At 62.5% G+C, this 25,227-nt stretch carries 23 protein-coding genes; 13 read left to right on the plus strand and 10 right to left on the minus strand.

Features of this window, described 5'->3' with window-relative positions; translation table 11 throughout:
- Positions 1-446 precede the first annotated feature (446 nt).
- From tadA to AB5Y51_RS00840, 9 genes are all read left to right on the plus strand, one after another.
- Complete coding sequence (gene tadA / locus AB5Y51_RS00800; RefSeq protein ID WP_080768115.1) at positions 447-995, plus strand: tRNA adenosine(34) deaminase TadA; 549 nt, start codon at positions 447-449, stop codon at positions 993-995.
- Positions 996-1,164: 169 nt separating this feature from the next.
- Positions 1,165-3,402 (plus strand): ABC transporter permease subunit, encoded by a 2,238-nt coding sequence (locus AB5Y51_RS00805; RefSeq protein ID WP_368177895.1) that lies wholly within the window; start codon positions 1,165-1,167, stop codon positions 3,400-3,402.
- Between the two features lie 17 nt (positions 3,403-3,419).
- A complete protein-coding gene (gene pstA / locus AB5Y51_RS00810; RefSeq protein WP_045524164.1) occupies positions 3,420-5,069 on the plus strand; it encodes a phosphate ABC transporter permease PstA in 1,650 nt (549 codons plus the stop codon).
- 104 nt (positions 5,070-5,173) lie between these two features.
- Complete coding sequence (pstB, locus tag AB5Y51_RS00815; protein WP_010675264.1) at positions 5,174-5,992, plus strand: phosphate ABC transporter ATP-binding protein PstB; 819 nt, start codon at positions 5,174-5,176, stop codon at positions 5,990-5,992.
- Positions 5,993-6,100: 108 nt separating this feature from the next.
- A complete protein-coding gene (gene phoU / locus AB5Y51_RS00820) occupies positions 6,101-6,811 on the plus strand; it encodes a phosphate signaling complex protein PhoU (RefSeq protein ID WP_029314752.1) in 711 nt (236 codons plus the stop codon).
- Between the two features lie 241 nt (positions 6,812-7,052).
- On the plus strand, positions 7,053-8,372 hold the full coding sequence (locus AB5Y51_RS00825) for a hemolysin family protein (RefSeq protein WP_182936093.1): 1,320 nt from the start codon (positions 7,053-7,055) through the stop codon (positions 8,370-8,372).
- 18 nt (positions 8,373-8,390) lie between these two features.
- Positions 8,391-8,933 (plus strand): hypothetical protein, encoded by a 543-nt coding sequence (locus tag AB5Y51_RS00830; protein WP_323890770.1) that lies wholly within the window; start codon positions 8,391-8,393, stop codon positions 8,931-8,933.
- Positions 8,934-9,227: 294 nt separating this feature from the next.
- The gene (locus AB5Y51_RS00835; protein ID WP_151027347.1) at positions 9,228-10,130 is read left to right on the plus strand and encodes a homocysteine S-methyltransferase family protein; all 903 of its coding nucleotides are present in this window, start codon (positions 9,228-9,230) and stop codon (positions 10,128-10,130) included.
- A 9-nt stretch (positions 10,131-10,139) separates the two neighbouring features.
- On the plus strand, positions 10,140-11,549 hold the full coding sequence (locus AB5Y51_RS00840; RefSeq protein WP_042864109.1) for a basic amino acid/polyamine antiporter: 1,410 nt from the start codon (positions 10,140-10,142) through the stop codon (positions 11,547-11,549).
- A gap of 67 nt (positions 11,550-11,616) precedes the next feature.
- Here the strand turns inward: AB5Y51_RS00840 and AB5Y51_RS00845 are convergent, their stop codons facing one another.
- The gene (locus tag AB5Y51_RS00845; RefSeq protein WP_039040283.1) at positions 11,617-12,456 is read right to left on the minus strand and encodes a sterol desaturase family protein; all 840 of its coding nucleotides are present in this window, start codon (positions 12,454-12,456) and stop codon (positions 11,617-11,619) included.
- 178 nt (positions 12,457-12,634) lie between these two features.
- On the opposite strand from AB5Y51_RS00845, the gene AB5Y51_RS00850 reads away from it, so the two are divergent.
- Positions 12,635-13,006: a hypothetical protein gene (locus AB5Y51_RS00850; protein WP_039040259.1), complete on the plus strand. Its 372-nt coding sequence runs from the start codon at positions 12,635-12,637 to the stop codon at positions 13,004-13,006.
- A 123-nt stretch (positions 13,007-13,129) separates the two neighbouring features.
- Here the strand turns inward: AB5Y51_RS00850 and AB5Y51_RS00855 are convergent, their stop codons facing one another.
- From AB5Y51_RS00855 to AB5Y51_RS00870, 4 genes are all read right to left on the minus strand, one after another.
- Positions 13,130-13,873, minus strand: coding sequence for an amino acid ABC transporter ATP-binding protein (locus tag AB5Y51_RS00855; RefSeq protein WP_368177896.1), 744 nt, complete (start codon positions 13,871-13,873; stop codon positions 13,130-13,132).
- A complete protein-coding gene (locus AB5Y51_RS00860) occupies positions 13,857-13,979 on the minus strand; it encodes a hypothetical protein (RefSeq protein ID WP_257692682.1) in 123 nt (40 codons plus the stop codon). Before AB5Y51_RS00860 ends, AB5Y51_RS00855 begins: the two co-directional genes overlap by 17 nt.
- Positions 13,963-14,907, minus strand: a complete 945-nt coding sequence (locus AB5Y51_RS00865) for an amino acid ABC transporter permease (RefSeq protein WP_041201654.1) — start codon at positions 14,905-14,907, stop codon at positions 13,963-13,965. The genes AB5Y51_RS00860 and AB5Y51_RS00865 overlap by 17 nt, the downstream gene beginning before the upstream one ends.
- 99 nt (positions 14,908-15,006) lie before the next feature.
- Complete coding sequence (locus AB5Y51_RS00870) at positions 15,007-15,795, minus strand: transporter substrate-binding domain-containing protein (protein WP_010675255.1); 789 nt, start codon at positions 15,793-15,795, stop codon at positions 15,007-15,009.
- Positions 15,796-16,256: 461 nt separating this feature from the next.
- Between AB5Y51_RS00870 and AB5Y51_RS00875 the strand changes: the two genes are divergently transcribed.
- Positions 16,257-17,384: a GGDEF domain-containing protein gene (locus tag AB5Y51_RS00875; RefSeq protein ID WP_368177897.1), complete on the plus strand. Its 1,128-nt coding sequence runs from the start codon at positions 16,257-16,259 to the stop codon at positions 17,382-17,384.
- A 108-nt stretch (positions 17,385-17,492) separates the two neighbouring features.
- Here AB5Y51_RS00875 and rnk read toward each other — a convergent pair whose 3' ends face one another.
- From rnk to AB5Y51_RS00900, 5 genes are all read right to left on the minus strand, one after another.
- The gene (gene rnk / locus AB5Y51_RS00880; RefSeq protein ID WP_010675253.1) at positions 17,493-17,888 is read right to left on the minus strand and encodes a nucleoside diphosphate kinase regulator; all 396 of its coding nucleotides are present in this window, start codon (positions 17,886-17,888) and stop codon (positions 17,493-17,495) included.
- A gap of 233 nt (positions 17,889-18,121) precedes the next feature.
- Positions 18,122-18,856, minus strand: coding sequence for an ABC transporter substrate-binding protein (locus AB5Y51_RS00885; protein WP_010675251.1), 735 nt, complete (start codon positions 18,854-18,856; stop codon positions 18,122-18,124).
- Positions 18,857-18,937: 81 nt separating this feature from the next.
- A complete protein-coding gene (locus tag AB5Y51_RS00890) occupies positions 18,938-19,621 on the minus strand; it encodes a hypothetical protein (protein WP_336574500.1) in 684 nt (227 codons plus the stop codon).
- Between the two features lie 50 nt (positions 19,622-19,671).
- The gene (locus AB5Y51_RS00895) at positions 19,672-21,039 is read right to left on the minus strand and encodes an alkaline phosphatase (RefSeq protein ID WP_201925868.1); all 1,368 of its coding nucleotides are present in this window, start codon (positions 21,037-21,039) and stop codon (positions 19,672-19,674) included.
- A 24-nt stretch (positions 21,040-21,063) separates the two neighbouring features.
- Entirely contained in the window at positions 21,064-22,455 is a 1,392-nt protein-coding gene (locus AB5Y51_RS00900) for an alkaline phosphatase (protein WP_368177898.1), read from the minus strand.
- A 341-nt stretch (positions 22,456-22,796) separates the two neighbouring features.
- Here AB5Y51_RS00900 and ylqF point away from each other — a divergent pair, with 341 nt between their 5' ends.
- Together ylqF and AB5Y51_RS00910 are read left to right on the plus strand one after the other, a co-directional pair.
- Positions 22,797-23,747: a ribosome biogenesis GTPase YlqF gene (gene ylqF / locus AB5Y51_RS00905; RefSeq protein ID WP_041214888.1), complete on the plus strand. Its 951-nt coding sequence runs from the start codon at positions 22,797-22,799 to the stop codon at positions 23,745-23,747.
- A gap of 301 nt (positions 23,748-24,048) precedes the next feature.
- The gene (locus tag AB5Y51_RS00910; protein WP_368177899.1) at positions 24,049-25,197 is read left to right on the plus strand and encodes an MFS transporter; all 1,149 of its coding nucleotides are present in this window, start codon (positions 24,049-24,051) and stop codon (positions 25,195-25,197) included.
- Positions 25,198-25,227 lie beyond the last annotated feature (30 nt).

Genomic DNA, 25,227 nt, shown 5'->3' on the forward strand with positions numbered 1-25,227 from the left:
TGAGAGGATTCGAACCTCCGACCCTCTACACCCCATGCAGATGCGCTACCTGGCTGCGCTACACACCGACGGAGTCAGCTCGGCTGACGGGGAGGAAGTCTAATCGGATGATTTGGCGGGCGCAACTCCTTTTTTATCAGGGAGATGCCGACTGCTTCTTTATTGTTCAGCCAAGATGCAACTTGGGCCCTGGCCGGAGTTTTGGCATAATCGCCCCCCCCATAGGCGGGCACTGGGTGGCGAACACCCAACTCGGGGCGTTCCGATGTCGCCGGGGCCTTTGGCCTCTCTTTCATTGACAGCATCTTCTGCCGTGGGCTACCGGCTAGCGCGAGGGGGAAGGGGCCCGGTGTGCCCAGGGCCGGGACGCAGCAATCCGGGAGTGCGCGGCCGATGCCGTGCAGGGGCCAGGCAAGCCGACATCATATCGACGAGAGGATCAGGGCGTGAAACCATCTGAAGTTGCAGCACAGATCAGCCAGCGCGAGGAGGACGAACGCTGGATGCGCCATGCCATGGCCCTGGCAGCCAGGGCAGAGGGGATAGGCGAGATCCCGGTGGGCGCCGTGCTGGTGCTGGGGGACAAGATAGTGGCAGAGGGGTGGAATCGTTCCATCAGCGAGCACGACGCCTGCGCCCATGCCGAGGTGATGGCGCTTCGGGAAGCGGGCAAGCAGCTTGAAAACTATCGCCTGCTCGACACCACCCTCTATGTGACGCTGGAGCCCTGCTGCATGTGTGCCGGCGCCCTCATCCACAGCCGGGTCAAGCGGGTGGTCTATGGTGCCCGGGATTTGAAGACGGGGGCGGCAGGGTCTGTGTTCGACATCCTGCTGGATCCCCGCCACAACCACCAGGTGGCACTGACGGGGGAGGTGCTCGCCGACGCCTGCTCGGCCCAGCTGTCGGATTTCTTCAAGCGGCGCCGCGCCGAGAAGAAGGCGGCCAGACTCGCCGCGAAAGAGGCGCTTCCTCAAGATGACAGCGGGGCCTGATGGCCCCGTTTGCTTTTATTTCACTGCCAGACCGGCGGCCTGCTTCCCCCCGAATACCAACTGCCACCCCCCCCGATGAAGCCCGTGCTCTTTGCCGCTGTTGATGTAACAAAACTGTCATGCATCCGCCATATAATGCCGCCAAGCCTAGCTCACATTGAGGTCTTGCATGTCATCGGAATCGTTAAATCTGGTCATGGCGGGCAGTCGAAAACGCCGGATCAAGGATAAATTGGCCAAATATGGCGTCACCACAGGGGGAGCCCTGGTGCTGGTGGCGCTGTTGCTTATCTTCTTCTACCTGCTTTATGTGGTGAAGCCCATCTTCAATGGCGCCAGCATGGAGAGCACCGCTTCCTTCACCCTGCCCATCAAGGGCAAGACCGCCTGGCTCGGGGTCGAGGAGCAAAACGAGATAGGTTACCGCTTCAGCGACCTGGGGAAGGTCAAATTCTTTGCCGTGCAACCGGATGGCAAGATCAAGACCGGACAGGTGATTGGCGAGGCGCAGGTGAACGGCGAGATCACGGCGGTCGCGCCGCCTGCGCCGGGCCAGAAACTCATCGCCTATGGGTTTGCCGACGGCAAGGCCCAGGTGGTGCAACCCTATTTCAAGATCTCCTATCCCAATGACGTGCGCGTCATCGAGCCCAGCCTGCAATATCCCTTCGGCGAGACCCCCGTGGTGATCGATCCCCAGGGCAAGGCGCTGACGCGCATGGTCTTTGAGGCGACCAAGGACAAGATGGCGACCGCGGCTGTGACCGAAGATGGTCGTGGTGTGCTGATGGTGATGAGCGGCGAGGAGAATTTCCTCTCCGGCGAAATCGAGTGGAGCAACCAGACCTACACCATTCCGTCCCTGCCACGCCATGTTGACCAGATGCTGCTGACCCCGAACCTGCGCCTGTTGTTCGTGCGCGAGGGCAACCGCCTGTCGGTCTATGACATCCACAACCTGAGCGACATTTCCCTGCGCAATGTCATGGAGATCAACGCCCCCAATGCCAGCGTGACCCAGGTGGCCCTGCTCTCCGGTGCGTCTTCCCTGCTGGTGGGCAACGATAACGGCGTCATCTCCCAGTGGTTCGAGGTGGCAAAGGATGGCAAGCGCCAGTTCACCCAGATCCGTGACTTCAAGAGTGACGCGCCGGTCGCCCTGCTGACCCCCGAGCACTTTCGCAAGGGCTTCATCAGCGCAGGCAGCGACGGCACCATCAACTTCTTCCATGCCACCGGCGAAGCCAAGCTGCTTGGCGAGAAGATTGACGGGGGCAACCTGGCTGCCGTTGCCATCTCTCCTCGCCACAACCTGCTGTTGACCCAGCATGGGGATGACTTCAAGGTCTTTGACGTCGAGAACGATCACCCCGAGGTAACCTGGTCTGCCCTCTGGCAACAGGTGTGGTATGAAGGCTATCCCGAGCCCCAGTACGTGTGGCAGTCCACCTCCGCCAGCAACGACTTCGAAGCCAAGCTGAGCCTGGTGCCCCTGGTGTTCGGTACCCTGAAAGCCTCCTTCTATGCCATGGTGTTCGCTGTGCCCCTGGGTGTCGCCGGTGCCATCTATACCGCCTACTTCATGTCGGCGGGGCTGCGCAAATACGTCAAGCCGACGGTGGAGATCATGGCGGCGCTGCCAACCGTCATCCTCGGCTTCCTGGCGGGTCTGTGGCTCGCGCCCATCATCGAAGGGGCCCTGCCCGGGGTGATCCTGCTGCTGATCCTGCTACCCATGGGCATGCTGCTCACCGCCCTGGTGTGGAACTATCTGCCGGAGCGCGGCCGCACCTGGCTGCCGGAAGGCTGGCACGCCATCCTGCTTATCCCTGTGCTGCTGTTCATCGGTTGGGGCGCCTTCGCCTTTAGCCCCATCATCGAGAACGCCTTCATGCACGGTGATTCGCGCATCTGGCTGACCCACGACATGGGCATCAAGTTTGACCAGCGCAACTCCCTGGTGGTCGGTATCGCCATGGGCTTTGCGGTCATCCCCACCATCTTCTCCATCGCCGAAGACGCGGTCTTCTCGGTGCCCAAGCACCTGACCCAGGGCTCGCTTGCGCTGGGGGCGACCCCGTGGCAGACCCTGAGCCGGGTGGTGATCCTCACCGCGAGCCCGGGCATCTTCTCGGCGGTGATGATGGGCCTTGGCCGCGCCGTGGGCGAGACCATGATCGTGCTGATGGCCACCGGCAACACCCCCATCATGGACTTTTCCATGTTCCAGGGGCTGCGGACCCTGGCGGCGAACATCGCGGTGGAGATGCCGGAATCGGAAGTGGGCAGCTCCCACTACCGGGTGCTCTTCCTCGCCGCCTTCGTGCTGTTTGTGTTCACCTTCTTGTTCAATACCCTGGCCGAATTCGTCCGCCAGCGGTTGCGTGAAAAGTACAGCTCTCTGTAAGGACTAAGGAATCGACAATGGGTAAGTGGTTTAAATCGGGGGCCCCCTGGATCTGGATGACGGGGGGCGCCGTCAGCCTGAGTCTGGTGGCCGTACTGGGTCTGTTGTTGCTGATTGGCTGGCGTGGTCTGGTCTATTTCTGGCCCCATCCCATCTATGAGTGGCAACTTGAAGATGCAAGCGGCAACAAGAGCGTCCTGATTGGCGAGATTAACGACCGGGAGCTGGTGCCGGTGGAGCGCCTGCGCGCCGCAGGCCAGGCGCTGGAAGGGGAGGATCGCGAAGAGATTACCCGTTATCTGGTCAAGACCGGCAACCGGGAGTTCGTGGACCTCGATTTTCGCTGGGTGCTGGAGACCGATATCAAATCGCGCGCCCAGCCGGCGGAGCTCGCCATGGTGGAACGCGCCACCAACGGAAACTTCTATGGTTACATCACCTCGGTGAAGGAAGATGGCCAGGAGCTGACCACGGATCTGCATCCCGCCTTGCAGCGGGTGCTGGCCCGTGCCAACGGCCTCTCAAGCCAAGCCAACGACCTGCAAAAAGGGGCCATCGGCAGCATCAACTATCAGCTGGAGCGCCTGCGCCTGAAAGAGCGCAAGGCCGAGCTGGATGACAAGTTGACCGATCAGCTTAAAGCCGAGCTGGCGAGCGAGCGTCAGGCGCTCAACGACCGTTATCAGGTGCTGGAGAAAGAGCTCTTCTCCCTGCGTACCCAGGCGGACAGAGACAGCATCACCGTCAAGGACATGCGCGGCGAGCTGGTGACCATGCCCATGTCCCGGGTGCTGGATGTGGTCTGGCCCAACGACATGAGCCTGATGGCCAAGGTGGGTCACTGGTTCCACCAGATAGGCAAGTTCGTCTCCGATGACCCCCGGGAGGCGAACACCGAGGGCGGCGTTTTCCCGGCCATCTTCGGCACCGTCTTCATGGTGATCCTGATGGCCATCATCGTGACCCCGCTCGGGGTGGTGGCGGCGGTCTACCTGCACGAGTACGCAGGCAAGAACAGCCTGACCAAGATCATCCGTATCGCGGTGATCAACCTGGCGGGGGTGCCCTCCATCGTCTACGGCGTGTTTGGTCTGGGCTTCTTCGTCTACACCCTGGGGGGCAGCATCGACCGCCTCTTCTATCCGGAAGCGCTGCCGAGTCCGACCTTCGGTTCCCCCGGAGTCATCTGGTCAGCCCTGACCCTGGCCATCCTGACCCTGCCGGTGGTGATCGTCTCCACCGAAGAGGGGCTGGCCCGGATCCCGAGCACCATTCGCCAGGGTTCGCTGGCGCTGGGTGCTACCCAGGCCGAGACCCTCTGGCGCATCGTGCTGCCCATGGCCAGCCCGGCCATCATGACCGGCCTTATCCTGGCGATTGCCCGTGCGGCGGGCGAGGTGGCGCCGCTAATGCTGGTGGGGGTGGTGAAGCTTGCTCCCACGTTGCCGATGGACGGCAACTTCCCGTACCTGCACGTGGAGCGCAAGTTCATGCACCTGGGCTTCCACATCTATGACGTGGGCTTCCAGAGCCCGAACGTCGAGGCGGCGCGTCCTCTGGTCTACGCCACCTCCTTCCTGCTGGTGACGGTGATCGTCGGCCTCAACCTGACGGCGATCGGTATTCGTAACCACCTGCGCGAGAAATTCCGGTCGCTGGAACATTAATCCAGCCATTACAGAGACGGGCAGGGACCTTCCCTGCCAACCAGATATTCCGGCAGCGGGCAAGACGTTTGCCCGCTGCCACCAAGAGAATTTGAGGTAAACAGATGATCAACGTAACACCGAGTTCGGCCCCGCACACCGCCACCGACCTGCTCAACCTGACCCCGGAGCAGACTGCGCTGGAGGTGAAGGATCTCAACCTGTACTACGGCAACAAGCAGGCGCTGTTCAACGTCAACATGAAGATCCCCAAGGGTCAGGTCACCGCCTTCATCGGCCCGTCCGGTTGCGGCAAGTCCACTTTGCTGCGCTGCATCAACCGGATGAACGATCTGGTGGAGATCTGCCGCATCGAGGGGGAGATCCAGCTGCACGGCCACAACATCTATGACAAGAGCGTGGATGTCTCCGCCCTTCGCCGTCAGGTGGGCATGGTGTTCCAGCGCCCCAACCCCTTCCCCAAGTCCATCTACGAGAACGTGGTCTACGGCCTGCGCCTGCAGGGCATCAACGACCGCCGTACTCTGGACGAGGCCGCCGAGCGTTCCCTGCGCGGTGCCGCCCTGTGGGAGGAGGTGAAGGATCGTCTGCATGACAACGCCTTCGGTCTCTCCGGCGGTCAGCAGCAGCGTCTGGTGATTGCCCGTGCCATCGCCATCGAGCCGGAAGTGCTGCTGCTCGATGAACCGACCTCGGCGCTGGATCCCATCTCCACCCTCACCATCGAGGAGCTCATCAACGAGCTCAAGAGCCAGTTCACCGTGGTGATCGTGACCCACAACATGCAGCAGGCGGCGCGGGTCTCGGATCAGACCGCGTTCATGTACATGGGGGAACTCATCGAGTACTCGAATACCAACACCATCTTCACCACCCCGGCCAAGAAGAAGACCGAAGACTACATTACCGGTCGTTACGGCTAAGGGATGCCGGTGATTGAGATGAGCAAGATGAGCAAGATGAGCATCAACAAACAGATTGGCAGTCAGTTCAACGGCTAAGGCATAATCGGAGCAACAAGGATTACTGGTATGGACAATATGAACCTCAACAAACACATCTCCGGTCAGTTCAATGCCGAGCTTGAGAGCGTGCGCAACCAGGTACTGGTGATGGGGGGGCTGGTGGAGAAGCAACTCACCGACGCCATCGCCGCCATCCATGGCCAGGATCTGGATGCGGCGCGCAAGATCGTGGCCAACGACCACAAGGTCAACGCGATGGAGGTGGCGATCGACGAGGAGTGCACCCGCATCATCGCCAAGCGTCAGCCCACCGCGTCCGACCTGCGGCTGGTGATGGCCATCATCAAGACCATCACGGATCTGGAGCGGATTGGCGACGTGGCGGACAAGATTGCCCGCATGCTGACCGACAACGCCAACAAGCCCCAGCCACCGCTGGTGTCGCTGGAGAACATGGGGCGTCGCACCATCAAGATGCTCCACGACGTGCTGGACGCCTTCGCCCGCATGGATCTGGATGCAGCCCTGGCGGTCTACAAGGAAGATGACAAGGTGGATCGGGAGTACGAGTCCATCATCCGCGAGCTGATGACCTACATGATGGAAGATCCGCGCACTATACCGCAGGTGCTCAACGTGCTCTGGGCGGCGCGGGCCATCGAGCGGGTCGGTGATCGCTGCCAGCACATCTGCGAGTACATCGTCTACTACGTCAAGGGCAAGGATGTGCGTCACACCAAGGCCGATGACCTGAGCGATCTGCTGGGCAAGGGCTGATGGGGCGCCTTGGGTGGAGCTCCCGTCGCGGCTGCAGGACGGGAATCCAGCCCTGATTGAATAAAAAGGCGCTTTGAGCGCCTTTTTCATTGCATGGCACGGCAGTTCAAGATAACGCCACCCAGCAGGCGCTTTTCTGCTAGAATATGGCCCCTGTGTGAGTCCCGGATGGAGTCACGGTCCGGTTTCCCGGGCCCAGTTTGCCGTCTTGTGCTAAGGCGGCTGTAGCAATAGGTTAATCATGAGTTTTGCCGATAGTTTGTTCTTTCTGACGCTGCTGGTCGCCGGCAGCGTGTTCTTCTCACTCTCCGAGATCTCCCTTGCCGCCTCCCGCAAGATCAAGTTGCAGGTGATGGCCGACGAGGGCAACCGCCACGCCGAGAAGGTGCTGGCATTGCAGGCCCAGCCGGGCAACTTCTTTACCGTGGTGCAGATAGGCCTCAATACCGTCGCCATCCTCGGCGGTATCCTGGGGGAATCCGCCCTCAATCCGGCCATCAGGGAGCTGATAGCCGGCTTTTACCAGGGGCCCTGGCTCGGCCAGATTAGCTCTGCGGCCTCGTTCGTCTTCGTCACCGGCATGTTCATCCTGATAGCGGACCTGATGCCCAAACGCCTTGCCATGACCATGCCCGAGCGGATCGCCGTGGTGGTGGTGCGTCCCATGATGCTGTGCGTCACCTTGCTGATGCCGCTGGTGTGGCTGTTCAACGGCATGGCCAACGGCCTGTTCCGGCTGATGCGCATCTCCATGGTGCGCAACGACGAGATCACCTCCGACGATATTTATGCGGTGATGGATGCAGGTGCCGAAGCCGGCGTCATCCAGCGCGAGGAGCACCAGCTCATCGAGAACGTGTTCGAGCTCCAGTCTCTGGGTGTCACTTCCGCCATGACGGCGCGGGAGAGCCTCATCTACTTCACCCTGCAAGAGGGGGAGGAGAGCATCAAGGCGAAGATCGCCGAGCACCCCCACAACAAGTTCCTGGTGTGCGACCACAACCTCGACAGCATCAAGGGGTTCGTGGATGCCAAGGAGCTGCTGATCCGCGTCATCAGCGGCCAGAGCATCGATCTCAACAGCGGCTCCCTGGTGCAGAACGTCATCATCATTCCCGACACCCTCAACCTCTACGAGGCGATGGAGTACTTCAAGAACCATCGCGGCGATTTTGCGGTGGTGATGAACGAATACGCCCTGGTGGTGGGCATCGTCACCATGAACGACCTGATGAGCACCGTCATGGGGGAGTGGGCCACCCACGTGGTGGAAGAGCAGATCGTCCAGCGGGACGAGAACTCCTGGCTGGTGGACGGGGTGACCCCCATCTCCGACGTGATGCGCGCCTTCGACATCGAGGAGTTCCCGGAAAACCAGAACTACGAGACCATCGCCGGTTTCATCATGTACATGCTGCGCAAGATCCCCAAGCGCACCGACTCGGTCAAATATGCCGGTTACAAGTTCGAAGTGGTGGACATCGACAGTTACAAGATTGACCAGTTGCTGGTCACCCGGGTAGAACCTGCGAGCAATGAGAAGCCCGCTCAGGAATCCTAAAGGAGTTCGTTAGCAATCATGAAGATGAAGACTCATTCCCGTGCGCTGGCCTGTGTGGCGCTCGCCCTGGCACTGGGTGCCTGCAGCCAGAGCGCACCGCGCAAGCCAGTGACGCCTGCCAAACCCGTCGCTCCCCAGCCTGTGGTGGTGGTCCCGCAGCAGGATCCCGATGCGGTGGTGCAAAGCGCCGTGGCAGAGCCCAGCCCGGTGTTCGACGAGGAGTATCACGGCCCGGATCAAGGGTCGCTTGAATCGGTCACCGCCCTGTTTGCCCGGGGTTACATCGAATCCGCCATGCGCGAGACCATGCTGGCGGCGGTGCACAGCGACTATCCGCTGCTCGGCATGCGGGACGTGCGTCTCACTGACCCTGTTGCCAAGTTCCTCACCTCGGCCCAGGCACGCACCACGGCCCACGACTATCTCTATGCCGGGGTGCAGCGCCGATTGGGCCGCCCGCTCAGCCCCGCCCAGTGGGAGCAGATCTGGCAGGGCTATCCCCAGCAGGGCCGGGTCTCCGACTGGGTCAAGCAGACCAAGCGGGTGCTGGCCGGGCGCTGAGCCCCCTGGTTATCGGCGGCTATGCCCGCCTTGATCCCCTGTTTCACAAGAGGTCACCCCCCGGGGTGGCCTCTTGTCGTTTCAGTGCCTGGCCAGGTGATACCTGTGCCGGGGAGACCTCCCTTTGCCGCCATCATCCTGAGCTTGCCCGGATTTGTTCGTAGCCCCCGATTGCCTCTTGTTCTACTTTGGGTCATGATATTTGGGATTTCTAGCCGTCTAGATGTTTTGATGGCTTAATGTGGTTTCACACAATAAACACCCGTCATGGCGGGGAGACGCAGAGAGACAGAGATGGACAAGCAGGATTTGTGGGTACTCGATGGCGGTATGGGCCGTGAACTGGCGCGGCGTGGTGCGCCGTTCCGTCAACCGGAGTGGTCGGCGCTGGCGTTGATGGAAGCGCCCGAGACGGTGCGCGAGGTGCACCAGGCCTATGCGACGAGCGGTGCCCGGGTGATCACCACCAACAGCTATGCCCTGGTGCCCTTCCATATCGGCGAGGCACGCTTTGCCGCCCAAGGGGAGGCACTTGCGGCCCTGGCCGGGCAACTGGCCCGAGGCGTGGCCGACGAACAGGGGGGAGCCGTCAAGGTGGCCGGCTCCTTGCCGCCGCTCTTTGGCTCCTATCGTGCGGACCTCTATCAGGCCGAGCGGGTGAGCGAGCTGGCGACACCGCTTATCCGTGCCCTGTCACCCCATGTGGATCTCTGGCTGGCGGAGACCATGAGCCTCATCGCCGAGCCCCTGGCCCTCAAGGCCCTGCTGCCCGAGGACGGCAAGCCGTTCTGGGTCTCCTTTACTCTGGAAGACGAGGCGCCGGGCAGCGAGCCCACCCTGCGCTCCGGCGAGCGGGTGGCGGATGCCGTGACCGCGTTGGCGTCGGCCGGGGTGGATGCCATCCTGTTCAACTGCTGCCAGCCCGAGGTGATTGAAGGGGCGCTCAAGGTGGCCGTCGCCGCGTTGCAGGTTCAGGGGCGCACCGACGTTCGCCTCGGCGCCTATGCCAACGCCTTCCCGCCCCAGCCCAAGGAGGCGACTGCCAATGACGGTCTGGACGAGATCCGCGGCGATCTGGGGCCGCTGGATTACCTCGGCTGGGCCGAGCGCTGGCGCAGAGCCGGGGCAAACCTCATCGGCGGCTGCTGCGGCATCGGTCCGGAACACATCGAGGCGCTGGCCAGCCGGCTGCGTTAAGGAGCGCCCATGAAAGAGAGCAAGATCGGGCTCTGGTCCCTCACTGCGCTGGTGTTCAGCTCCATGGTGGGGGCCGGCATCTTCAGCCTGCCCCAGAACATGGCCGATGTGGCGGGCGCCCGCGCCGTGCTGATCGGCTGGGCCGTCACTGGGGTCGGCATACTGGCGCTGGCCATGAGCTTCCTTTACCTGTCGCGGCTCAAACCCGAGCTCGACGGCGGCATCTACAGCTATGCCCGAGCCGGCTTTGGCGAGCTGGTGGGGTTCTTCTCCGCCTGGGGATACTGGCTCTGTGCCACCATCGGCGTGGTGGGGTATCTGGTGATCGCCTTCGCGGCGCTGGGCAGCTTCGTCGACACGCCGGAGCGGGTCTGGTTTGGCGAGGGCAACACATTGGCAGCTTTTGTCGGCGAGTCCTGCATCCTCTGGGCGGTGCACCTGCTGGTGGCCCGCGGCGTACAGCAGGCGGCCCTGTTCAACCTAGTGGCGACCCTGGCCAAGAGCCTGCCGCTGCTGCTGTTCATCCTGTTCGCCTGCTACTGGTTCGATCCGGTCACCTTTGCGGCGGATCAGGAGGGTAGCACCCTGGCGGTACCGGTCTCCGAGCAGGTGCGCAACACCATGCTCATCACCCTCTGGGTCTTCACCGGCATCGAAGGGGCAGCGGTGCTCTCGGCCCGGGCGAGAAACAAGCGGGACGTGGGCACCGCCACCGTGCTCGGCGTGGTGCTGGCGCTGCTGCTCTATGTGCTCATTTCGGTGCTGGCGCTCGGAATATTGAGCCGCCCGGAGCTTGCGGCCCTGCCCAACCCCTCCATGGCGGGATTGATGGCCCAGATGACGGGTTCCTGGGGCAAGCTGCTCATCAGCGCCGGCCTCATCGTGTCGGTGCTCGCCTCCTACGTGAGCTGGACCCTCTTCTCGGCCGAGGTGCCGTTCAGCGCGGCGCGTCACGGGGCCTTCCCGGCCATCTTCCGGCGCGAGAACCGCAACGGCACCCCCATCGCCTCGCTCTGGCTCACCAGCCTGACCGTGCAGGGCTGCTTGCTGCTGGTGTGGTTGCTTGGCAAGGGGTACACTAACCTGCTGCTCATCTCCACCTCCATGATCCTGGTGCCCTACCTGCTCATCGGCCTCTTCCTGCTCAAGCTGGTCTTCAGTGGCAAGGGTGGGCAGGGCCGCGGCCTGATGCGGGTGGTGGCGCTGGTGTCGAGCGGTTATGGTTTCTGGCTGCTCTACGCCGCCGGGGTGGAGTACCTGCTGCTGTCGCTTCTGCTCTACGGGCCGGGTCTGCTGCTGTTTCTCTACAGCCGTCGCCAGCTCGGCGCCGAACAGCGGCTCAGCGGGCGCGAACGGCTGCTGGCCGGGGTGACGCTGCTGAGCCTGATCCCCGCCGTCTGGTCCTTTGTTCACGTCTGACCCGGGGGTTGTCCCTGTCATGAAAAAGAGCGCCCCTGGGCGCTCTTTTTTTATTCTGGTCGGTGGGTCAACCGCTGGTGGGGCCCGCCGGTTTGCCAAACAGCACGGCGAGCTTTTGCCGCCAGGGGAGGCCCCGGGCCTCTTGCAGCATGTCGCGCCACTCGTGGAAGGTGAGGGTGAGGGGGTTGAAGCTGTGAATTGGCTTGGTGATGCCGAAACGGCACGGCTCGCCCAAGTCTTCTTCCACGAAGGTGCCAAACAGCCGGTCCCAGATGATGAGCACGCCGGCGAAGTTGCGATCGATGTATCTGGCGTTGCTGGCGTGGTGCACCCTGTGGTGGGACGGGGTGTTGAAGATCCATTCAAGTTTGCCCAGCTTGCCCACCACCTGGGTGTGGACGAAGAACTGAAAACCCAGGCTCAAGAGCACGGTGGCCACCACCGCCTCGGGGGGGAAGCCGATGAGGATCATGGGGATCCAGAACAGCCACATGCCGGAGACCGGATACATCAGGCTCTGGCGAAAGGCGGTGGAGAGGTTGAGCCGCTCCGAGCTGTGGTGCACCACGTGGGAGGCCCAGAGCCAGCGCACATGGTGGCTCGCGAAGTGGAACAGCCAGTAGCAGAGATCCTGCAACAGAAAGAGCAGCAAGAGGCTCCACAGGTTCAGCTCGATATCGAATAGTCGCCAGCCCCAGAGGGTGTCATAGAGATAGGCGATGGCAATGGCGGCCAGGGCATCGCCCCCCTGATGCATCAGTGCCAAGGTGGCATTGGCGAAGAGATCCTTCCACTGGTAGCCCGCCGTGGGATAGGCGGCGCCGTGTTTTCGGAGGTAGAGCATCTCCCAGCCGATGAAAACCAGAAAGAGGGGCGAGAGGTAGAGCAGGAGCAGTTGCACATCCATGTGAGCCATCCGGTTGGACCAGTTGGATGTCAGCATACCGGATGATGTTAAAAACTCATTAACATTTGATGGTGATCCTCCTGTCTGACGCGGCCCGGCCTTGCCCTCCCTGTTTACACTGAAGAAGGAGCGCGCGCGGCATCTACCGCAAGCGGCAGTACCTTGGGAGGGAGAGAAAATGAACGGGACGCCTGTTTTTCTCATGCTCGGCCTGCTCAGTGCGAGTGCGATGGCCAATGACAGTTTCAACAGCGAGTTGAGCCATGTTGTCGGTGGTGCAGCCATGGGGGCGGGCTTTACGGCCATCGCGGATCACTATGGCTATCGGGAGCACAGGGGCTGGATTGGTTTTGGCATCTCGACCGGCATCGGCATCGCCGCAGAGCTGATCGAGCGGGCCAGTGGTCAGGGGCCCTTCTCCGCCCTGGATGCGGGGGCCAATGCGCTGGGGGCCGCCGCCGGTGCCTACGGGACGGATCGCTGGCTGCTGGCACCCGTGGTGCTGCCCGAGCAGCACTTCGCCGGCCTGACGGGCATGTATCGATTCTAGGGCGAGCCACCTGGAACAAAAAAGGGAGCCTAGGCTCCCTCTTCTTGATTTGCATGACACCGCTGCGCGGTTGATCGAGCCCGGGTTTGCCCCTTTACCGGATTGCCAATATCGGTGCGCTCGTCAGAGTACCTGGCTCAGGAACTGGCGCAGGCGCGGGGAGGGGGGATTGTCGAAGAAGTCGGTGGGTTTCTCGTCTACCAGCAGCTCGCCGCTCTCCATGAAGAGCACTCTGTCCGCCACTTCCCGGGCAAAGCCCATCTCGTGGGTCACCACCACCATGGTCATCCCTTCACGGGCCAACCCCTTCATGACGTCCAGCACCTCTCCCACCATTTCGGGGTCGAGGGCGCTGGTGGGCTCGTCAAACAGCATGATGCGCGGCTGCATGGCGAGCGCCCGGGCGATGGCCACCCGCTGCTGCTGGCCGCCGGAGAGCTGGGAGGGGTAGCTCTGGGCCTTGTTGGAGAGACCGACCTTGAGCAGCAGGGCCTTGGCCCGCTCCTCTGCCTCCTGGCGAGAGAGCCCTCTCACCTTCTGGGGGGCCAGCGTGATGTTGTCCAGCACCGTCAGGTGAGGGAAGAGGTTGAAGGACTGGAACACCATGCCCACCTCTTCCCGCAGCTTGTTGACATCCCCGGGTTCGGTGAGGCTGATGCCGTCGACCACGATATTGCCATCGTTGATGGTCTCCAGCTGGTTGAGGGTGCGCAGGAAGGTGGACTTGCCCGAGCCGCTCGGCCCCACGATCACCACCACTTCCCCTTCGGCCACCTGGGTGCTGACGTTTTTCAGGGCGTGCACCTCAGTGCCGTAGAACTTCTCTACACCGGTCGCCTTGATGATGGGATCAGTTGCAGCGTGCATAGTTCACCTCCAGACGACGCACCGGGAAGGGGCAGGGAGTGCCGGTGATGGCAGAACGTTTCGACACCGATGGCGCCTTGATAACGGGATCAGTTGCTGCGCGCATATTTCACCTCCAGACGACGCACCAGGAAGGAGAGAGTGCCGGTCAGCACCAGATAGAGCAGAGCCACGGTGAACCACACCTCGAACGGGCTGAAGGTGGAGCTGACGACTTCGCGCCCCGCCTTGGTGAGATCCGTGATGGAGATGACGGAGACCAGAGAGGAGTCCTTGATGAGGTTGATGAACTGGCCCGCGAGCGGTGGCAGCACCCGTTTGAAGGCCTGGGGCAGGATGACGTAGCGCATGGTCTGGGCCGAGGTCATGCCAAGGCTTCTGCCCGCTTCCATCTGCCCCTTGTGAATGGAGCTGATGCCGGCGCGCACGATTTCCGCCACGTAGGCGCCGGTGAAGACCGCGAGCGCCGCCACACCAGCGGTGAATCGGTCGAGGTTCAGCACGGTGCCGATAAAGAAATAGACGATGAAGATCTGCACCAGCAACGGGGTGCCACGGATGAGCTCCACATAGGTCACGGCCAGGTTGCGCAGGGCCGGATTGGGGGAGAGGCGGGCCAGACCGGCCAGGGTGCCAAGCAGGATGGCGAAGATGCCCGCCACCAGGGAGAGCTTGACCGTGACCCAGACGCCCCAGGCAATGGGGCCGGCGGTCCAGCTCAGTTGCACATCCAGGGTATCGCCGAGGAAGACGGTATCCCCTTCAGCCAGCTGGGAGCCCTTGGGAGCGATGGCCTGACGGCGGCTGGGGTCGAGATCGTCTTGCAGGAAGAGCTGTCCCTTGTCCGCGACCACGGTGCCGTCAAACTCGGCATAGTGTTTCTGTTCTGCCTGATAGGCGATGTACTGGGGAATGCGTTCCCATCGCCAGGTGTAATCCACTGCCTGTACTGCCTTGTAGATGCCGAAAATGGCGGCCAGCACCAGCAGCAGGAAGATCCCGTGCCAGAGCAGCTGATTGGGCTGTTTTTCCATCTGTCTTGTGAGTTTGGGGTTGATCACTGTCACAACCTCTTTTGTCGTTATCGTGTGGGGAGTCTGCGTGAAGGGGCGGCATGCCGCCCCTTTGAGAGGTTATTTGAGCTGGTTCAGCCAGGCGGTGGATTCAAACCACTTCTTGTAGAGACGGTCGTAGCTGCCGTCGCCCTTGATCTGGCGCAGGTAGTTGTTGAACCAGTTGAGGGTGTCCTGATCCCCCTTGCGGATGGCCCAGGCCAGCGGCTCGAAGGTGAACGGCTTGTCGAGGTGCACCACGGCGCCCTGGTTCTGGGACGCGAAGATGGCGTTGTAGGGCAGGTCGTAGACGAAGGCATCCACCTTGCCGTTGATCACTTCCAGCTTGGCGTCATCCTGGGTTTCAAACTGCAGCAGGGTGGCCTTGGGGATCATGCGCTTGACCGCTTGCTCGCCGGTGGTGCCGAGTTTGACCGCGATCTTGTATTTGGGATCGTTGAGGTCCTGGAAGGATTTGATTTCGCCCGCCTTGTCCTTGCGAAGCACGATGGTCTGGCCGACGACGATGTAGGGATCGGCAAAGTTCACGCGCAGGTTGCGCTGGGGAGTGACGGTCATGCCGCCCATGATGACGTCGAACTTGTCGGTCAAGAGCGCGGGGATGATGCCATCCCAGGCGGTGTTGACGAACTCCACCTTCACGCCCATCTCCTTGGCGACCATCTTGGCAAGATCCACGTCAAAGCCGATGTACTGGCCCTGCTTGTTGGTCATCTCGAAGGGTTGATAGCCGGCATCGAAGCCGACCCGCAGCACACCGCGTTCCAGTACGGCATCCAGGGTGGAAGTGGGCGCGGCGTTGGCCAGCCCGCACAGCAGCAGGGTAGAGAGAATGAGTTTTTTGATCATAAATGACGTCTCTGTCGTAAATGTGGTCGGCCTTGAACCTGCTCCCGTGCGACTCCATGGCACAAGAGACTGCTGCATCCGGCAGCAGGCAAGACAGGATTATTGTCTTGGTCGGGGCAAAAGCCCCATATGAGATTCTATGAATGGTTCGTTGGATGAAAAATGTACCAAAACCTGTTTGTGCCAGAAGACTCAATAAGTTATGGAGACTTTTATCCCTCGTGGTGACTCATAAAACCACATGAAAACAACATATCTATCTAATGGCGCCGGTTCAAGTGCAAAATATCCGGCGGCCGTCTCGGTGGAAAATCCGGGCACAGGCAGGGCGTTGTCCGGCACGCTGCACGGGGAATGGGGCGTGCGAGCCGGGCAAATATTTTTGCCCGGCCTATAGGCTCCCTCTGTGTCTTGTCATGGGCTTCCCATATACTCAGCCATCTCCATTGGAAGGTTCGGGAATGGACGCCTCAATTCTGCTCAATCTGGACGTATTTACCCTGATGTTGATGGCCCTCGGGGGCTACAGCCTGGGATTCATCACCCTCTCCATCATCTGGTCGACCCACAGGGAAATACCCGGTCTCGGGCTCTGGTGGTGGTCCAGCCTCTGTGCCCTGGCGGCGCAATCGCTCTTCTTCATGCAGGCGTTTGCTCCCCATATTGCGGGGATCTGGCTGGCCAACCTGCTCATCACCTTCTGCCTCGCCCTGATGCCACTCGCCATCCAGCGCTTCTTCGGGGAGCCGCCAAACTGGCGGGCCTTCACCCTCTTCATGTTGGTCTACCTGCTGATCCTCTGCTGGAGCGTCATCTTCAACGACAAGATGGCCCCCCGGGTGCTGCTGGCTTGCCTGAGCTACATGATGGTGGGGGCGGTGATTGTCTGGCTCATCTGGCGCCATGGCTACCCTGACTATCTGCCCGCTGTGCTGGTGTTCACCGTGGTCAACATCCTGCTCTACGGTTTCAATCTGGTGCGCATGGGGGCCCTGCTCGGCGGCGAGGTGCGGGTCCTGATGGATCAGCATGCGGTCAATGTGCTCCCCTTCCTTTCCATGCTGATGGGCAACTATCTGTCGACCTTCGGGGTGCTGCTGCTCTGTACCCAGTACCGGGCCCTGGCCCTGCGGCGACAGGCCAGCCAGGATCCCCTGACCGGCCTCCTGAACCGGCGCGGCTTCATGGATCACTGCGTGAGGATGGCAAGGCAGGGGGCGCTGGTGGTGCTGGATCTCGACGACTTCAAGCAGATCAACGATCGCCACGGCCACGAGACCGGGGACAGGGTGCTGGAGGCGGTGGGTCGCTATCTTGCCGGCCAGCGGGATCTGGTGGCCAGCCGCTTCGGTGGGGAAGAGTTTGTGCTGCTGTTGCCCGAGCGGGACCCCCTGGCCCAGCAGGCGCGCTGCGAGCAAATCCGCCAGGGGATAGAAACGCTGGAGCTGAAGGGGGTCCGGGTGACGGCCAGCCTGGGGTGGGTGCCCAGCGCCCGCGAATGGCACTTTGACACCCTGTTCAGCCAGGCAGATCGCGCTCTCTATCAGGCCAAGCGGGAGGGCAAGAACCGGATCTGTCAGGGGGCCTGATCCCCCGTCAGGTCATGCCCGGCCGGTGGCCGTCGGCTCCGACCGGGCAAAGGCATACCGAGTCAGCCACCTGGTCGCATCAGACCAGAGTGGCCGCCTGGCAGCCTGTCAGCGGTGCAACTCCCCCGCGCGTTCCGGCTGATAGACCACTTCCAGGATCTCCACCTGGATGGTGCGACCGGCCGGCCCCGGCCAGGCGATGCTGTCACCCACCTTGAGCCCCAGCAGGGCGCTGCCCACTGGCGCCAGCACGGAGATCTTCGATTCGTCCCCCTGCACATCCTTCGGATAGACCAGCGTCAGGCAGAAGTCGTTGCCGCTGTTTTGCATCTTGAAGCGCACCGTGCTGTTCATGGTCACCACGTCCGGCGGCATGTCGGCGGGTTCGCGGATCTCGGCGCGATCCAGTTCCTCTTGCAGGGCAAGGTGCTGGGGGTGGTTGCCAAGCAACTGTTCGATGCGATCCAGATCCAGGCTGGAGATGACGAGATGAGGCTGTTTCATAGGGTATTTCCTTATCAATGACTGAAAGGACCAGGATGACGGGCAGACTGGTCGACAAAAAACGGTGCAAGGGTAATAAGCAGACAGCAAAAGCGATGCCCCCGAGCGACTCGCGCAGCGGGGCGAGGGCGGGGGCTCAGCGGGGTGTGAGCGTACTGGAAAAAATCATGATTGCTTTCATGGAGATACCATAACCATTCTGGGGTGGTTTGGCAATTGGGCTGACTGTCTCATCAGGGAGCCTGGTAATCGTACTGGTGCAGGATGCGCGCGAGACTGCCATCCTCCCTCATTTCCTGAATGACCCGGCGCCAGCGCAGCGCCTCGCTGCGGGAGAAGCGGGGACTGGCGGCCAGGTAGAGGGTGCTCTGCTGCAAGGTCTCGCCCCGCACCAGATCCGGGAGCGGCAGGCCCGCCCGCTGCTGGTTGTAACGGGCGGTGTTCCAGGCCACCGCCCAGGCCTGGATGCGGCCGCGCGCCAGCTTGCTGGCGTTGCTGACCTCCTCGGTGACCAGCTCCCGGGTCACCCCTGTCAGCGGCTGGATCAGGCTCTGGCTATGGGAGCCACGCATCACGCCAACGGTGAGGCCAGGCAGAGTCTTCATGGAGAGCGGCGCTGGATGGTGACGGCGATGGCTGACCAGCACGAAGGCCTCCTCCAGCAGGGGGGCAATCCAGAGAAACAGTGGTTCGCGCTGGGGATTTCGGGCCGGGGGCAACAACAGGACATCCGGGCGGTGGCTGGCCTGGCTGAGGGCGCGAGCCAGCGGCATCAACTCGATCTCGAGCGGTTCCCCGAGGCGGCGGGCAGCCTCCTCCAGCACCTCGATGGCCATGCCGCTCGGCGCACCCTGCTGGGCGCGGATCACATAGGGGGGAATGTCTGCGGCCACGACGACCACGGCACGGGCCGAAAAGGCGCAGACGATCAGAGGGGAGAGCAGCAGAAGCAGAGTAACAAGGCGCATGGATGTTCGGGTCCGGGATGAGTACAGAGAGTGTAACATCCCGTTACGCCATGTCAGCCAGGCGATTGCCGCCTAGGGGGATCAGTCGAAGAAATCCCGCAGATCCAGGGTCTGGTACCCTGCCAGTTGCTGCCAGGGGAGGGTCTTTGGCAGCGTCTTGAGCGTCACCTCCATCCGGTAGCTGCGATAACCGTCGAGGCTTGCCGACTCCACCACCAGGGGCAACTGCCAGCGGCTCGACCAGAGGATGCGGGTACGTTGGCGACCTTCGCGGGTCTCATACCAGTTCGCCTGGTCGGGGGCGGCCTCATCCAGTGGTGTCATTCCCTCTAACAGGGAAGGGTTGATGAGGTGGCGGATCCGCGCCCACTCTGGCTTGAAGGCCACCTGGCCGTACTCCTCCTGCGGCACCTCCACCAGCTGGTTGTGCCAGGCATCGGCGTAGCGCAACTGGAGTGCGTCTCCCTCGCTGCGGGTGACCCAGCGTGCCGCCATCTGGTGAGTGAAGTGTTTGTGGCCGGGGCGGGCATCGTGGGTGGCGTGATAGGCACGGGCCAGAGGGAGGGGAATGAGCCGCTGGCTCCACACCTGGTCACCGACCCGCAGCCACTTCTCCTGCCACTGGCTCTCCCGGGTGATGCCGTCGCTGCCGGTCACCCTGTCCACGTAGCGGATGCGGGCGGCCAGATCGGGCACCTCGTCGGCCAGGAGGGGGAAGGAGAGGGCGCTGCCCAGCAGCCATAAAGAAAGCAGATATTTCATCATCGTCTCACGCTCGACGGAAAAGGTGCCCGGCGCGGTGCCGGGCACCTTTATCACAGGCCGAGGGCCTCCCTGAGCTTGCCGAACACCCGGGTGTTGTCGAGGGTGCCCTTGAACTGGCTGCTGCCTGCGCCGCCCGCGAACAGCATCACATCGCCGCCGCCGTGAGTCTCGGAGCCGAGCTTGACCCCGGTCTCCTGCAGGTAGTCATCCGCCATCACCTCATCGCTGGTGAGGGTGGGGCGCTGGTCCTGGCGGTTGGGGCCGTTGCCGAATACCAGAGTAGTGAACGGCTTGCCGTCCGCGTCGTTCTGGGTCGAGCCATCGGCGTTCTTGACCAGATCCAGCACCTTGTTGCCCTTGGCTGAATAGCCGTTGATGGTCATGGTGTGGTCGTGGTCGGCGGTAACCACGATCAGGGTATCGCTCAAATCCACTTTGCCGAGGGCCGTCTTGACCGCCTCGTCCAGCGCCACCGCATCGGTCAGGGATCGCTTGGCGTTGGTGGCGTGCAGGGCGTGGTCGATACGCCCCCCCTCCACCATCAGGAAGTAGCCCTGGCTGTTCTGGCTGAGCAGATCGATCGCCTTGGCGGTCATCTCGGAGAGGGACGGCTGGGTACTGGCCGCCCCCTTGGCGACGCGGTCCAGTTCGTAGTCGAGGTGGGACTTGGTGCTGAACAGCCCCAGTACCTTGCCCGAGTTGACGGCAGAGAGCTCATCCTTATTGGTGACATAGCGGTAGCCCCGGGCGGTCAGCTCGGCGGTGAGATCCCGGCCGTCGGCCCGGCCGCCCTTGTTGCTGGCGCTGTAGGGCGTCCAGTGGTTGGCGCCGCCCCCCATCAGCACATCGACCCCATCCCCCAGCGCCTGGTTGAAGCCGGCGCCGCCCGGTACCGCCTGCTCGGCGATGGCGTAGGCCGCATCCCGGTGGCAGATATGGGAATAGGTGGCCGCCGGGGTGGCATGGGTGAGCTCCGTGGTCGTGACGGCTCCCACCGACTTGCCGGCTGCCTTGGCCAGCTCGAGAAGGGTGGGCACCGGGCTCCCGTTGTCGCTGGTGCAGTTGTTGATGCCCTTGTTGCCGTTGGCATCCTTGGACGGTGCCACGGCCCTGGTGTCGCTGCTCATGGCGATCACCTCGTTGTTCATCTTGACGCCGGTGGTGTAGGCCGCCATAGAGGGGGCGGAGTCCGTGGTCTGGGCATCGTGGGAGAAGGTCTTGATGCGCGCGCTCTGGGGCAGTTTCATCATCTCGAGATCCCCCTCTTCCCCCACCTTGAACAGGCGGGTGGCGGTGAGCACGGTGGGGCCCATGCCGTCACCGATAAAGAGGATGACGTTCTTGGCATCGGCGGCGTGCGCCTGGGAGAGGCCGCCAAGCGTGCCGAGCAGGGCGGTGCAGACCAGCGTCTTTTTCATGGTGATGTTCATCCTGATAATCCCTTACAGCTTGGCCGCAGCCTTGATCTTGCCGAACACGGCGGTGTTGTCGAGAGAGCCGTGGAAGCGCTCCGCTCCCTGGCCGATGGCGCCGAGGAAGACATCGGTACCGCCGTGGGTCTCGTTGCCTATCTCGCCCACCTTGACCACCACCTCCTGGTGATAGTCGTCGGCGGAGGTGGTGGCGTCGTCGAGGGCCGCCACGCTGCTGCGCGGGCCATCCACTCGGTTGTAGCCGTTGCCAAAGCCGATGATGGTGTAGGGCATGCCATCGCTGTCCTTGCTCGGCTCGCCGGTCTCGTAGTTCTTCACCAGCCCGAGCACGCCCGCATTGCCTGCGGTGGTCTTGCCGGTGCGCTTGGCATAACCATTCAGGACTAGCGTGTGGTCATGGTCGGCGGTGACCACGATCAGGGTGTTTTTCAGCTCGGGATCGGTTTTCTTCACTTCATTGATGGCGGCCAGGATGGCGTTGTCGAAGGCGAGGGTATCCTGCAGGGCGCGCTTGGCGTTGGTGTCGTGCAGGGCGTGGTCGATACGCCCCCCTTCCACCATTAGGAAGTAGCCCTTCTCTTTGTCCTTGAGCTGCTTGATGGCAGCCAGGGTCATCTGGGCCAGTGACGGCTCGCTGGCGGGCCGGTCCAGGTCATATTTCATGTGGCTTGAGCCAAACAGGCCCAGCAGCGGCTTGCTCGCATCGGCCTGGTTCAGCTCGTCCAGGGTGGCGGCAAACTGATAGCCCTTCGCCTTCATCTCGTCGATGAGGTTGCGGCCATCGGTCCGCTTGCCCTTGTCGGCGCTGGGCAGGAAGAAGCCGCTGCCGCCGCCGAGCACCACATCCAGCCCCTCCTTCAGGGCGCTGTTGTAACCGCTGCCCCCCGGCACCATCTGGACGGCGATATCAGCCTCCAGATCCCGGTTGCAGATATGGGCATAGGTGGCGGCCGGGGTGGCGTGGGTGACCCGGGTGGTGGTGACCACGCCGGTGCCGCGGCCATCGGCCTTGGCCAGCTCCAGCAGGGTGGTCACCGCTTTGCCGCCGCTCTGGCTGCAATCGCTCTCCTGGGTGGCGTCGCTGTCCATGCTGATGACGCCGTTGTTGCTCTTGACCCCGGTCATGTAGGCCGCCATGGAGGGGGCCGAGTCGGTCACCTGGGCATCGTGGGAGAAGGTCTTGATGAAGGCCGTTTCCGGCAGGGTGTCGATGGTGAGGCTGCCCTCTTCGCCGACGCCATAGATCCGGGAGGCGGTGAGGGTGTTGAGACCCATGCCGTCGCCGAGGAAGAAGATCACGTTCTTGGCGCTGGATTCCGGGGTGTTGCTGTCGTTGTTGGAGTTGCAGCCGGCGGCCAGGGCGGCGCCTATCATCACTGCAAGTCCTGCCATCTTTCTCATTGGGGTTCGCTCCTTGTGAAACCTGAGCGCAGCCTAGAGGGGGCAGATGACACTTTTAGTGAAGAGAGATGACAATACGGTGAAAGCGCCTTGCAAATGTTATCTTATATCAATGGGTTATGTTGATTGTGTTTTGCCACTCACCTCCCGGTGGCGTGGTGGGCATCCGGCCACCCGGGTGACAACACCCGGCCAGAATAGCCTGTCAAATCGGGGCCGCAGCAGGTAAAATGCGCCCCCTTGCGATGAGTGCCAGCGGTCTGGCGCATCACCACGCACCCGCAACCCCGAGCGCCCGCAGCCCCGAGAGGGGACCGCATGCCAATGAGAGAGTAACGGATATGTCCATCAACTGGTTCCCCGGCCACATGCACAAGGCCCGCAAAGAGATTGCAGAGGTCATGCCCCAGGTCGATGTCATCATCGAGATGCTCGACGCCCGCATCCCCTTCTCCAGCGAGAACCCCCTGGTGCCGGAGCTGCGCGGGGAGACGCCGGTGATCAAGGTGCTCAACAAGGCAGACCTTGCCGACCCCGAGATCACCGAGCTGTGGGTGGCCCACATGGAGCAGGAAAAGGGGATCAAGGCACTGCCCCTGACCCAGCAGGAGCCTACGATGATCAAGCAACTGCTGACCCTGTGCCACGAGATGCTGCCGGAGCGCAACTTCGAGCTGCGCGGGGTGCGCGCCATGATCATGGGCATCCCCAACGTGGGCAAGTCCACCCTGATCAACACCCTGGCGGGGCGCATCATCGCCAAGACCGGCAACGAGGCGGGGGTGACCAAGTCCCAGCAGCGGATCAAGCTCGACAACCACGTCATCCTGACGGACACCCCTGGCTTCCTGTGGCCCAAGCTCAATCCGCCCTCCTGCGGTTATCGACTGGCGATCACGGCGGCCATCAAGGATACCGTCTTCGATTACGCCGACATCGCCATGTTTGCCGCCGACTACTTCATCAAGGCCTATCCGGAGCGCATCAAGGCACGCTACCAGCTGAGCGAGCTGCCGGAGACCGAGATCGAGCTGCTGGATCTCATTGCCCGTCAGCGCGGCTTCATGCGCAAGGGGGGGCTTGCGGATCTGCACAAGGCCTCGGAAATCCTGGTCAATGAATTCCGGTCCGGCATGCTGGGGCGGATCTCCCTGGAGACGCCAGAGATGGTGAGCGTCGAGATAGTGGAAGCCCAGGCCGAGGCTGAGCAGAAAGCCAGGGAGAAGGCGGAGCGGGAAGAGGAGCGCCAGGCCCGGGCTCGTCGCAAGTACGCCAAGAAGCGTCAGCGCTGACCGGCGTTGTGCACGATAGGTTGTGCTTGTTAGAAAGAAGAGGCGGCCCTGGGTCGCCTCTTCTGGTCATGGCGCTCTGGCGTGAGGGAGGCAAAGGGGCGATATTCAACCGCCCGGTTCCCCTCATCATGACCAAGGTGCCGGCCAATCAAGGGGATGAGGCTCCCGTCAGGGGAGGGCCTTGCCGCGTTGCCATCACGGTGGGCAGAAAAACCTTGCGACCCGGCCTCAGTGCCGATTGACAAAGGCACAGGCGGTGGCATGATGCGCTCGCATTTTGCTTCTCCCCACGGTTCTATCCATGACCACATACTCCCGCCCGGTGCTGCTCCTGCTCTGTGGCCTGCTGTTGCTGACCCTGGCCATCGCGGTATTGAATACCCTGGTGCCGCTCTGGCTCGCCCATGAGCATCTGCCCACCTGGCAGGTCGGCATGGTCGGCTCCTCCTATTTCACCGGCAACCTGCTGGGAACCCTGCTGGCGGGCAGACTCATCGCCCGCTGCGGCTTCAATCGCAGTTACTACCTGGCCAGTGCGCTCTTTGCCGCAGGCTGCGTCGGGCTCGGCATGACCGTGGCGTTCTGGAGCTGGCTCGCCTGGCGATTCATCGCCGGGGTCGGCTGCGCCATGATCTGGGTGGTGGTGGAGAGCGCGCTGATGTGCAGCGGCAACGCCCGCAATCGGGGTCGCCTGCTGGCCGCCTACATGATGGTCTATTACGTGGGCACTGTGCTTGGGCAACTGCTGGTGAGCAAGGTGTCGACGTCGCTGATGGCGGTGCTGCCCTGGGTGACCGCCCTGGTGTTGACGGCCATGCTGCCGCTCTTGTTCACCCGCATCGCCAGTCCGTCAGGCAACCACCAGGCCAGGACTCCGGTCTGGCCGATGCTGCGCCTGCGTCAGGCGCGTCTGGGGGTGAACGGCTGCATCCTCTCCGGCATCGTGCTGGGGGTGCTTTATGGTCTGATGCCGCTCTATCTGAACCACCAGGGGGTGAGCGACGGTGCCATCGGCTACTGGATGGCGGTGATGGTGAGCGCCGGCATCCTGGGGCAATGGCCTGTGGGGCGTCTGGCGGATCGTTTCGGGCGCCTGCCGGTGCTGCGGGTACAGGTGCTGGTGGTGATCCTGGGGGCCATGGCGATGCTCGGCAACGCGGCCATGGGACCGACGCTGTTCATTCTGGGGGCCTCAGGCTTCACGCTCTATCCGGTGGCCATGGCCTGGGCCTGCGAGAAGGTGGAGCAGCATCAACTGGTGGCCATGAACCAGGCGCTGCTGCTGAGCTACACCATCGGCAGCCTGCTCGGGCCGACCCTGACGGCGCTCCTGATGCAGCACTACTCGGATCATCTGCTGTTCATGGTGATTGCCGGGGTCTCCCTGGTCTATCTGCTGATGCTGCTGCGCAAGATGGGCGAGCACCCGACGCCGATGGCCCATGCCTGAGGGCAGACGGCGTCATCATCCCTGTGCACG

This window comes from Aeromonas sp. R7-1 (genome assembly GCF_040908115.1).
In the GTDB taxonomy this organism is placed as follows: domain Bacteria; phylum Pseudomonadota; class Gammaproteobacteria; order Enterobacterales; family Aeromonadaceae; genus Aeromonas; species Aeromonas caviae.

What these genes read in the sequence shown, in the direction of transcription:
- AB5Y51_RS00855 (WP_368177896.1), bottom strand. Translation starts at nt 13,873, where the DNA reads ATGCACGCTGCAACTGATCCCATCATCAAGGCGACCGGTGTAGAGAAG.
- AB5Y51_RS00845 (WP_039040283.1), bottom strand. Translation starts at nt 12,456, where the DNA reads ATGGATGTGCAACTGCTCCTGCTCTACCTCTCGCCCCTCTTTCTGGTT.
- pstA (WP_045524164.1), top strand. Translation starts at nt 3,420, where the DNA reads ATGGGTAAGTGGTTTAAATCGGGGGCCCCCTGGATCTGGATGACGGGG.
- AB5Y51_RS00910 (WP_368177899.1), top strand. Translation starts at nt 24,049, where the DNA reads ATGACCACATACTCCCGCCCGGTGCTGCTCCTGCTCTGTGGCCTGCTG.
- AB5Y51_RS00830 (WP_323890770.1), top strand. Translation starts at nt 8,391, where the DNA reads ATGAAGATGAAGACTCATTCCCGTGCGCTGGCCTGTGTGGCGCTCGCC.
- AB5Y51_RS00865 (WP_041201654.1), bottom strand. Translation starts at nt 14,907, where the DNA reads ATGGAAAAACAGCCCAATCAGCTGCTCTGGCACGGGATCTTCCTGCTG.
- phoU (WP_029314752.1), top strand. Translation starts at nt 6,101, where the DNA reads ATGGACAATATGAACCTCAACAAACACATCTCCGGTCAGTTCAATGCC.
- AB5Y51_RS00860 (WP_257692682.1), bottom strand. Translation starts at nt 13,979, where the DNA reads ATGCGCGCAGCAACTGATCCCGTTATCAAGGCGCCATCGGTGTCGAAA.
- AB5Y51_RS00850 (WP_039040259.1), top strand. Translation starts at nt 12,635, where the DNA reads ATGAACGGGACGCCTGTTTTTCTCATGCTCGGCCTGCTCAGTGCGAGT.
- ylqF (WP_041214888.1), top strand. Translation starts at nt 22,797, where the DNA reads ATGTCCATCAACTGGTTCCCCGGCCACATGCACAAGGCCCGCAAAGAG.
- rnk (WP_010675253.1), bottom strand. Translation starts at nt 17,888, where the DNA reads ATGAAACAGCCTCATCTCGTCATCTCCAGCCTGGATCTGGATCGCATC.
- AB5Y51_RS00825 (WP_182936093.1), top strand. Translation starts at nt 7,053, where the DNA reads ATGAGTTTTGCCGATAGTTTGTTCTTTCTGACGCTGCTGGTCGCCGGC.
- AB5Y51_RS00875 (WP_368177897.1), top strand. Translation starts at nt 16,257, where the DNA reads ATGGACGCCTCAATTCTGCTCAATCTGGACGTATTTACCCTGATGTTG.
- AB5Y51_RS00895 (WP_201925868.1), bottom strand. Translation starts at nt 21,039, where the DNA reads ATGAAAAAGACGCTGGTCTGCACCGCCCTGCTCGGCACGCTTGGCGGC.
- AB5Y51_RS00870 (WP_010675255.1), bottom strand. Translation starts at nt 15,795, where the DNA reads ATGATCAAAAAACTCATTCTCTCTACCCTGCTGCTGTGCGGGCTGGCC.
- pstB (WP_010675264.1), top strand. Translation starts at nt 5,174, where the DNA reads ATGATCAACGTAACACCGAGTTCGGCCCCGCACACCGCCACCGACCTG.
- AB5Y51_RS00835 (WP_151027347.1), top strand. Translation starts at nt 9,228, where the DNA reads ATGGACAAGCAGGATTTGTGGGTACTCGATGGCGGTATGGGCCGTGAA.
- AB5Y51_RS00840 (WP_042864109.1), top strand. Translation starts at nt 10,140, where the DNA reads ATGAAAGAGAGCAAGATCGGGCTCTGGTCCCTCACTGCGCTGGTGTTC.
- AB5Y51_RS00890 (WP_336574500.1), bottom strand. Translation starts at nt 19,621, where the DNA reads ATGATGAAATATCTGCTTTCTTTATGGCTGCTGGGCAGCGCCCTCTCC.
- AB5Y51_RS00805 (WP_368177895.1), top strand. Translation starts at nt 1,165, where the DNA reads ATGTCATCGGAATCGTTAAATCTGGTCATGGCGGGCAGTCGAAAACGC.
- AB5Y51_RS00900 (WP_368177898.1), bottom strand. Translation starts at nt 22,455, where the DNA reads ATGAGAAAGATGGCAGGACTTGCAGTGATGATAGGCGCCGCCCTGGCC.
- AB5Y51_RS00885 (WP_010675251.1), bottom strand. Translation starts at nt 18,856, where the DNA reads ATGCGCCTTGTTACTCTGCTTCTGCTGCTCTCCCCTCTGATCGTCTGC.